The organism is Burkholderia sp. Ac-20379 (assembly GCF_017104645.1).
GTDB lineage: Bacteria > Pseudomonadota > Gammaproteobacteria > Burkholderiales > Burkholderiaceae > Burkholderia.
The window spans coordinates 20951-27326 of the sequence record NZ_JAAGPF010000083.1 but is presented as its reverse complement, the minus strand read 5'-3'; the positions used below and the strand labels follow the sequence as shown (position 1 = coordinate 27326).

The following is a 6376-nucleotide window of genomic DNA, read 5'->3' as shown; positions in this document are numbered from 1 at the left end:
CGCTCGGCACGCCGCCCGACGCCATGCTGCGCCTCGACATCGCACCGCTCACGCGCATCGAGCTGAAACGCGCCCCGCGCGGCTGGGTGCTGCGCCTCGACGACGCCGGCGCCGCCTGATCCGCGCACGCCCGACCAAGCGTTCGCCCGGTTTGCGGGAACCCGGCGGAACGCCTATGCTGGCCGGGCAATGCGCTGCACAGCATGCTCGCCCCGCCGCCCGGCGCGTGCCTGCGGGCGCTTATCCGCACCCGCGGGCGCGGCCGGGCGGCGCTCCTCCCTTCCTGATCGAGGCCTCACCATGGCGTATTCGAACTATCACAAGAAGGATCTGAACGGTCGCCCGCTGCACCCCGAAACCCAGATGATGTCGTACGGCTACGACCCCTTCCTCTCCGAAGGCGCGGTCAAGCCGCCCGTGTTCCTGACTTCCACGTTCGCGTTCCAGTCCGCCGAGGACGGCGCGGCGTTCTTCGACATCGTGTCGGGCCGCAAGCCGCTGCCCGAAGGCGAGGCGGCCGGACTCGTCTACAGCCGCTTCAATCACCCGAACCTCGAAATCGTCGAGGACCGGCTCGCGCTGCTCGACGGCGCCGAGGCGGCCGCCGTCACGTCGAGCGGCATGTCGGCGATCTCCACCGTGTTCCTCGCGTTCCTGAAGCCCGGCGATCAGCTCGTGCAATCCGCGCCGCTGTACGGCGGCACCGAAACGCTGATCTCGAAGATCTTCCCCGACTGGGGCGTGGGCGCGCACGCGATCGGCAACGGGCTCGACGCGCAGTCGATCCGCGACGCGCTGGAAGCCGCCGCGAAGGCCGGCCCGGTGCGCCTGGTGCACGTGGAAACGCCGGCCAATCCCACCAATTCGATGATCGATCTCGACGCGCTGGCCGCCGAGATCGACGCGTTCGAGCAGCGCCACGGCTATCGCCCGATCTCGGCATGCGACAACACGCTGCTCGGGCCGATCTTCCAGAAGCCCGCCGCGCACCGCATCGATCTGTCGGTGTATTCATTGACCAAATACGTCGGCGGCCACAGCGATCTGGTGGCGGGCGGCGTGACGGGCAGCCGCGCGCTGATCGCGAAGGTGCGCTCGATTCGCGGCGCGTTCGGCTCGCAGCTCGATCCGCATTCGTCGTGGATGCTGCTGCGCTCGATGGAAACCGTGGTGCTGCGCATGACGCAGGCCACCCGCACGGCGAGCCAGGTGGCGCGCTGGCTGGTCGGGAATCCGTATCAACCGGTGACGGTGTTCCACCCCGAGTGCATCGAGGATCCGGCCTATCAGGCCGTGTACCGGCGTCAATGCACGGGGGCCGGCTCGACGTTCGCATTCGTGCTGAACGGCGGACGCGCGCAGGCGTTCCGTTTCATCAATGCGCTGCGGCTGTTCAAATCGGCCGTGAGCCTGGGCGGCTCGGAATCGCTCGTGTGCCATCCGGCCTCCACGACGCATTCGGGCGTATCGGCCGATGCGCGCGAGAAGGCGGGCGTGAGCGAAGGCCTGATCCGGATCTCGATCGGCCTGGAGCACGGCGACGATCTGATCGCCGATCTGGAGAATGCGTTCCGCGCGTGTTCGGAAGCGCGCTAGTGCGCTAGCTCGCGGCCAGCAGGATCCCGCCCGCCGCGAGATCGGCCAGCAGCAGCAACGAGGCCCCGCCCGCGATCATGCGAGCGGGGCCTCGCAGCTTGAAGGCGACCCAGCCCAGCACGGCCGCCAGGCCCAGCGTGACCGGCCAGTAAATGACGCCGAACAGCGGCAGCAAAAAATAAAACGGAATATCGATGGCGGTGTCGCTCATGGCAATGTCGTCGTCCTAAACGGCGCACGGCGTTTCGAACGCCACGCGTAGATACGGGCTCCTCAGCAAGCTGGCCGGCGTGACCGTCCTGCGCTGCCACGGAATCCGGCCGAAATACCAGAACCGCCAGAACGTCAGCTTCGGATCGGGATTGCGCTTCAACAGGCATGCGAAGCTTTCCACCTCGCCGATCAGCACCTGCGTCGCTTCGCCGATCACCTCGCGCACGAATCGCGAGCAGAACTGGCGGCGCGAATCGATATCGAAGCCGGTGTCGTAGAACGTGCCGAGCCGCCGCCGCACCGCCTCGCGCAAGCGGCCGCGATGCCCGGCGTCGAGCGGCATCGTGAGCCGCGCCAGCGTGTAACGGCCCTGTTCCGAGCGGCCCAGGAAGCGCGCCAGCGGCGTGACGCGCGCGAACGGAAACGTGCTCTCCGCCACCAGCGGGCCGTCGTAGCCGATGTCGACGATCACGCCCACGTGGTTGGTCCACGAATCCGTGGCGCGCGACACCTCCAGAAACGGCCGCGCCGTCACGCGAATGAACACCAGATCCCCGATCTGCCAATCGTGCTCCGCCCTTGCCCCGTATTCGACCGTCATGCCGGCCCCCTCTCGTTGTGATGTGCGGGGCAGTGTCGTGCAAGGTCGCATGTTTCGATTTGTTTTCGATGAAAACTGCATAAAATGCTACGCCAAGTATCAATTTTCAATACCTCATGACCGACACCGCCCAGCTCATCGCCGCCATCAAGCAGCGCCTCAAGGCCGCGGGCCTGACCTATCGCGACGCGGCGCGCGCGCTCGATCTCTCGGAGCCGAGCGTGAAGCGCCTGCTCACGGGCAGCCGCCTGACCGTCGAGCGGCTCGCGCAGTTCTGCGGCCTGCTCGACGTGCCGATGGCGGAGCTGATGCAGGACGCCGAAGCGGCCGCGCCGCGCCTGCACCGGTTGTCGCGCGAACAGGAAGCGAAGCTCGTGTCGAACGACAAGCTGCTGCTGGTGGCGGTGTGCGCGCTCAATCACTGGACGCTCGAAGAGATGACGGCGGTCTATCGGCTGTCGAAGGCCGAGTGCATCAAGCATTTGCTCGTGCTCGACCGGATGGGCCTCGCCAGCGTGAAGCCGGGCAACCGCATCCGCCTGCTCGTCGCGCGCGATTTCGACTGGCTGCCCGATGGCCCGATCCGCCAGTTCTTCGTGCATCAGGGCCTGCCAGATTTCATGCGCAGCCGCTTCAATGCCAACGACGAAACGCTCGATTTCGCGCACGGCATGCTGACGGCCGCGGCCCACGCGCAATTGCAGGGCGAGATGCAGCGGCTGCGCAAGAAGCTGGCCGCGCTGCATGACGAATCGGCCCGCGCGCCGCTGGCCGACAAGCGCGGCACGGCGCTGCTGCTGGCGATGCGCGTGTGGGAGCCGGAGGCGTTCCGGGCCTTGAAGCGCGAGGCGGCGCCCGAGGCGCCCGACGTCGCGGAATCGTCGCGTGTTGCGCACCATTCCCGATAGCCAAAACACGGCGCTTGCGGCACGATAACGGCATTCCCCGCCTACCGAATCCCACACGCAATGGATGTCCGTCAACTCCGCTATTTCGTCGCCATCATCGATTCCGGCAGCATGTCGAAGGCGGCGGAGCGGTTGTTCGTGGCCCAGCCGTCGCTGAGCCAGATGATGGTCACGCTCGAAGCCGAACTCGACACGCCGCTATTGATTCGCAGTCCGCAAGGCGTCACGGCCACCGAGGCCGGCAAGGCGCTCTATCAACTGGCGCGCGACGTGCTGCGCCGCATGGACGAAATCCCGCAGCGCGTGAAATCCGGCGGCGGCAGCGTGTCGGGCACGGTGGCGATCGGCTTTCCGACCACCATCGCGTCGGTGCTCGCCACGCCGCTGTTCATCAGCGTCGCGCAACAATATCCGGGCATTCGGCTGCAGATCTTCGAGAGCATGAGCGGCTACATCACCGAACTGCTCGCGAACGGGCGGCTCGATCTGGCGATCCTGTTCCGCGACACCGAAAGCCTCGGCGTGTCGGTGCATCCGCTGTTCGACGAGGATCTGTATGTGGTGGGCGGCACCATCGAAGGCCTGCCCGACGATGCCAAGACCTGCGCGCTCAAGCGGCTCGCGAACGTGCCGATGGTCGCGCCGGGCCGCGCGAACGGGCTGCGGCTGCAGATCGAGCGCACGTTCTTCCAGGCGGACGTGGAACTGAACATCGTCGCCGACATCGATTCGCTGCCCACCATGCTGGAGATCGCGGAATCGGGCGCGGCCTGCACCGTGCTGCCCGCCTCGGCGCTGGCGCGCCGGCATTTCCAGAAGCCGCCGCGCATCGCGCGCATCGACGAGCCCACCATGACGCGCGCCGCCAGCCTGTGCTGGTCGAAGGCGGTGCCGATGATCGCGGCCACGCAGGCCGTGCGCAACACGATGATCGAATTGATCGCCGAGTTGCAGCGTCAGGGCGTGTGGCAGGGCATCACGTTGCGCACGCCGGCGCAGGCGTCGTAGCCGCGCAAGCCCGCAGGATGCGCTCGGCCTGGCGCGCCACGGGCGCGTCGATCATCTTGCCGTCCACGGTGGTGGCCGCGCCGCCGCTGCGTTCGAGCGCGTCGATCACGCGCCGCGCCCAGGCGATCTCGTCGGCGCTGTGCGCGAACGCGGCGTGCACGGGCGCGATCTGCTTCGGATGAATGCAGAGCTTCGCGCCGAAGCCCAGGTTGCGCGCGCGCGTCGTGTCGTCGTGAATCAGGCGCGCGTCGTCGAGCGATTCGGCGATGCCGTCGACCGGCGCATCGAGCCCGGCCAGCACCGATTCGTAGGTCAGCATCGAGCGGAACATCAGCAATGCGTCGCCGGTGCCGCGAATGCCCGTTTCCACCTGAAAATCGAGCGTGCCGAACAGCAGCCGCGCCACGCGCGGCGCGCGGGCCAGCTCGCGCAGCGCGTCGAAACCGGCCGCCGTCTCGATCAGCGGCAGCAGCACGGCATGGGCCGGCAGTTGCGCGGCCAGTGCACGCAACTGCACGCCGCTGGCCGCTTTCGGCACGACCAGGCCGGCCGGGCCGGCCAGGCCATTCAAAGCGGTCAGGCAGCGCACATCGTCGGCGTGATACGGCGTATCGGCCGCATTGATGCGCACATGCACCGGCACGCCGCCCGGCTGCCGCCGCGCAAGCCACGCGCACACGGCGTCGCGCGCGGCGGGCTTGTCGGCCGGCCCGACCGCATCCTCCAGATCGAGAATCACCGCGTCGGCGCCGCTCGCGCAGGCCTTGTCGAAGCGCTCGGGCCGGTTGCCCGGCACGAACAGATAGCTGCGTTCATGCATCGGCGTCACCCGTTCGTCGCATAGTCTTCCTTCTCCGAACGCGCGAAGCCCAGCTCGCGCAGAATCGCTTCGGTGTGCTCACCAAGCGCCGGAATCGGATCCATGCGCGGCATGAACGCGGCCGGCACGCCGGGCGGATACATCGCCGGAATCCTGCCCGCCGGGCTGTCCACGGTGGTCCAGCGCCCGCGCGCTGCCAGTTGCGGGTGCCGCCACACGGCCTGCATGTCGTTGACGTTCGCGTTGGCAATGCCGGCCGCATCGAGCCGCGCGATGACCTGCGCCGCGCTCGACGCCGCCAGCGTGGCCACGATGATCGCGCGCAGCTCGCTCTTGTGCGTCAGGCGCTTGTGGTTCGCGTCGAAGCGCGGGTCGTCGGCCAGCTCGGGCCGCTGCAGCACTTCGCGGCAGAACACGCCCCACTCGCGCTCGTTCTGCAAACCGAGCATGACCACGTTGCCGTCGCCGGCCTCGAACGGCCCGTACGGGAAGATCGTGGCGTGCGACGCGCCCGAGCGCGGCGGCGGCGTCTGGTCGTCGATCGCGTAGTAGAGCGGAAAGCTCATCCATTCCGCCATGCTTTCGAGCATCGACACATCGATGCGGCAGCCCTCGCCCGTCTTCTGGCGTTGCAGCAGCGCGGCCATCACGTTCGTGAACGCATACATGCCGGCCGCGATGTCGGCCACCGAGCAGCCGGCCTTGGCCACCTCGTTTTCATCGCCGGTCACCGACAGAAAGCCGGCCTCGCTCTGGATCAGCAGGTCGTAAGCCTTCTTGTCGCGATACGGGCCGTCCGGCCCATAGCCGCTGATATTGCACACGATCATGCGCGGATAGCGCGCGTGCAGGCTGTCGTAGTCGAGCCCGAGCCGGTCGGCCGCACCGGGCGCGAGGTTCTGCACCAGCACGTCGGCGTCGGCCAGCAGCGCATGCAGGATCGCGTCGGCCTGCTCGCCCTTCAGATCGAGCGCGAGGCTCTCCTTCGAACGGTTGGTCCAGACGAAGTGCGAGGACAGCCCCCGCACGCGCTTGTCGTAGCCGCGCGCGAAGTCGCCCACGTCGGGGCGTTCGATCTTGATCACGCGCGCGCCGAGGTCGGCCAGTTGCCGGGTGCAGAACGGTGCCGCGATCGCGTGCTCCAGCGCGACAACCTTGATTCCGTCGAGCGGCCGCATGCTTTCTCCTGTAGAGGTTCGTCGGGTTGAGACGGGGTGCGTCGCGAGGCAG

The 6376-nt window shown here is 67.9% G+C and carries 7 protein-coding genes; 3 read left to right on the top strand and 4 right to left on the bottom strand.

Annotation, left to right across the window (positions count from 1 at the left end):
• Positions 1-300 precede the first annotated feature (300 nt).
• Positions 301-1596 (top strand): cystathionine gamma-synthase family protein, encoded by a 1296-nt coding sequence (locus tag G3N92_RS13625; protein ID WP_206128048.1) that lies wholly within the window; start codon positions 301-303, stop codon positions 1594-1596.
• Positions 1597-1600: 4 nt separating this feature from the next.
• Here G3N92_RS13625 and G3N92_RS13620 read toward each other — a convergent pair whose 3' ends face one another.
• Both G3N92_RS13620 and G3N92_RS13615 read right to left on the bottom strand, forming a co-directional pair.
• Positions 1601-1807 (bottom strand): hypothetical protein, encoded by a 207-nt coding sequence (locus tag G3N92_RS13620; RefSeq protein ID WP_206128047.1) that lies wholly within the window; start codon positions 1805-1807, stop codon positions 1601-1603.
• A gap of 15 nt (positions 1808-1822) precedes the next feature.
• The gene (locus G3N92_RS13615) at positions 1823-2410 is read right to left on the bottom strand and encodes a YebB family permuted papain-like enzyme (RefSeq protein WP_241014769.1); all 588 of its coding nucleotides are present in this window, start codon (positions 2408-2410) and stop codon (positions 1823-1825) included.
• 116 nt (positions 2411-2526) lie between these two features.
• Between G3N92_RS13615 and G3N92_RS13610 the strand changes: the two genes are divergently transcribed.
• Together G3N92_RS13610 and G3N92_RS13605 are read left to right on the top strand one after the other, a co-directional pair.
• Positions 2527-3318 carry a helix-turn-helix transcriptional regulator gene (locus G3N92_RS13610; RefSeq protein ID WP_206128045.1) on the top strand — a complete coding sequence of 264 codons (792 nt, stop codon included), beginning with the start codon at positions 2527-2529 and terminating at the stop codon, positions 3316-3318.
• Positions 3319-3378: 60 nt separating this feature from the next.
• Positions 3379-4326, top strand: coding sequence for a LysR substrate-binding domain-containing protein (locus G3N92_RS13605; RefSeq protein WP_206128044.1), 948 nt, complete (start codon positions 3379-3381; stop codon positions 4324-4326).
• Here the strand turns inward: G3N92_RS13605 and G3N92_RS13600 are convergent.
• Together G3N92_RS13600 and G3N92_RS13595 are read right to left on the bottom strand one after the other, a co-directional pair.
• Positions 4295-5146 (bottom strand): CoA ester lyase, encoded by an 852-nt coding sequence (locus G3N92_RS13600; protein WP_206128043.1) that lies wholly within the window; start codon positions 5144-5146, stop codon positions 4295-4297. The genes G3N92_RS13605 and G3N92_RS13600 overlap by 32 nt on opposite strands.
• A gap of 5 nt (positions 5147-5151) precedes the next feature.
• The gene (locus tag G3N92_RS13595) at positions 5152-6324 is read right to left on the bottom strand and encodes a CaiB/BaiF CoA-transferase family protein (RefSeq protein ID WP_206128042.1); all 1173 of its coding nucleotides are present in this window, start codon (positions 6322-6324) and stop codon (positions 5152-5154) included.
• Positions 6325-6376 lie beyond the last annotated feature (52 nt).

Coding starts and splice junctions, on each gene's coding strand:
- G3N92_RS13595 (WP_206128042.1), bottom strand. CDS start 6,324: ATGCGGCCGCTCGACGGAATCAAGGTTGTCGCGCTGGAGCACGCGATC.
- G3N92_RS13610 (WP_206128045.1), top strand. CDS start 2,527: ATGACCGACACCGCCCAGCTCATCGCCGCCATCAAGCAGCGCCTCAAG.
- G3N92_RS13600 (WP_206128043.1), bottom strand. CDS start 5,146: ATGCATGAACGCAGCTATCTGTTCGTGCCGGGCAACCGGCCCGAGCGC.
- G3N92_RS13620 (WP_206128047.1), bottom strand. CDS start 1,807: ATGAGCGACACCGCCATCGATATTCCGTTTTATTTTTTGCTGCCGCTG.
- G3N92_RS13615 (WP_241014769.1), bottom strand. CDS start 2,410: ATGACGGTCGAATACGGGGCAAGGGCGGAGCACGATTGGCAGATCGGG.
- G3N92_RS13605 (WP_206128044.1), top strand. CDS start 3,379: ATGGATGTCCGTCAACTCCGCTATTTCGTCGCCATCATCGATTCCGGC.
- G3N92_RS13625 (WP_206128048.1), top strand. CDS start 301: ATGGCGTATTCGAACTATCACAAGAAGGATCTGAACGGTCGCCCGCTG.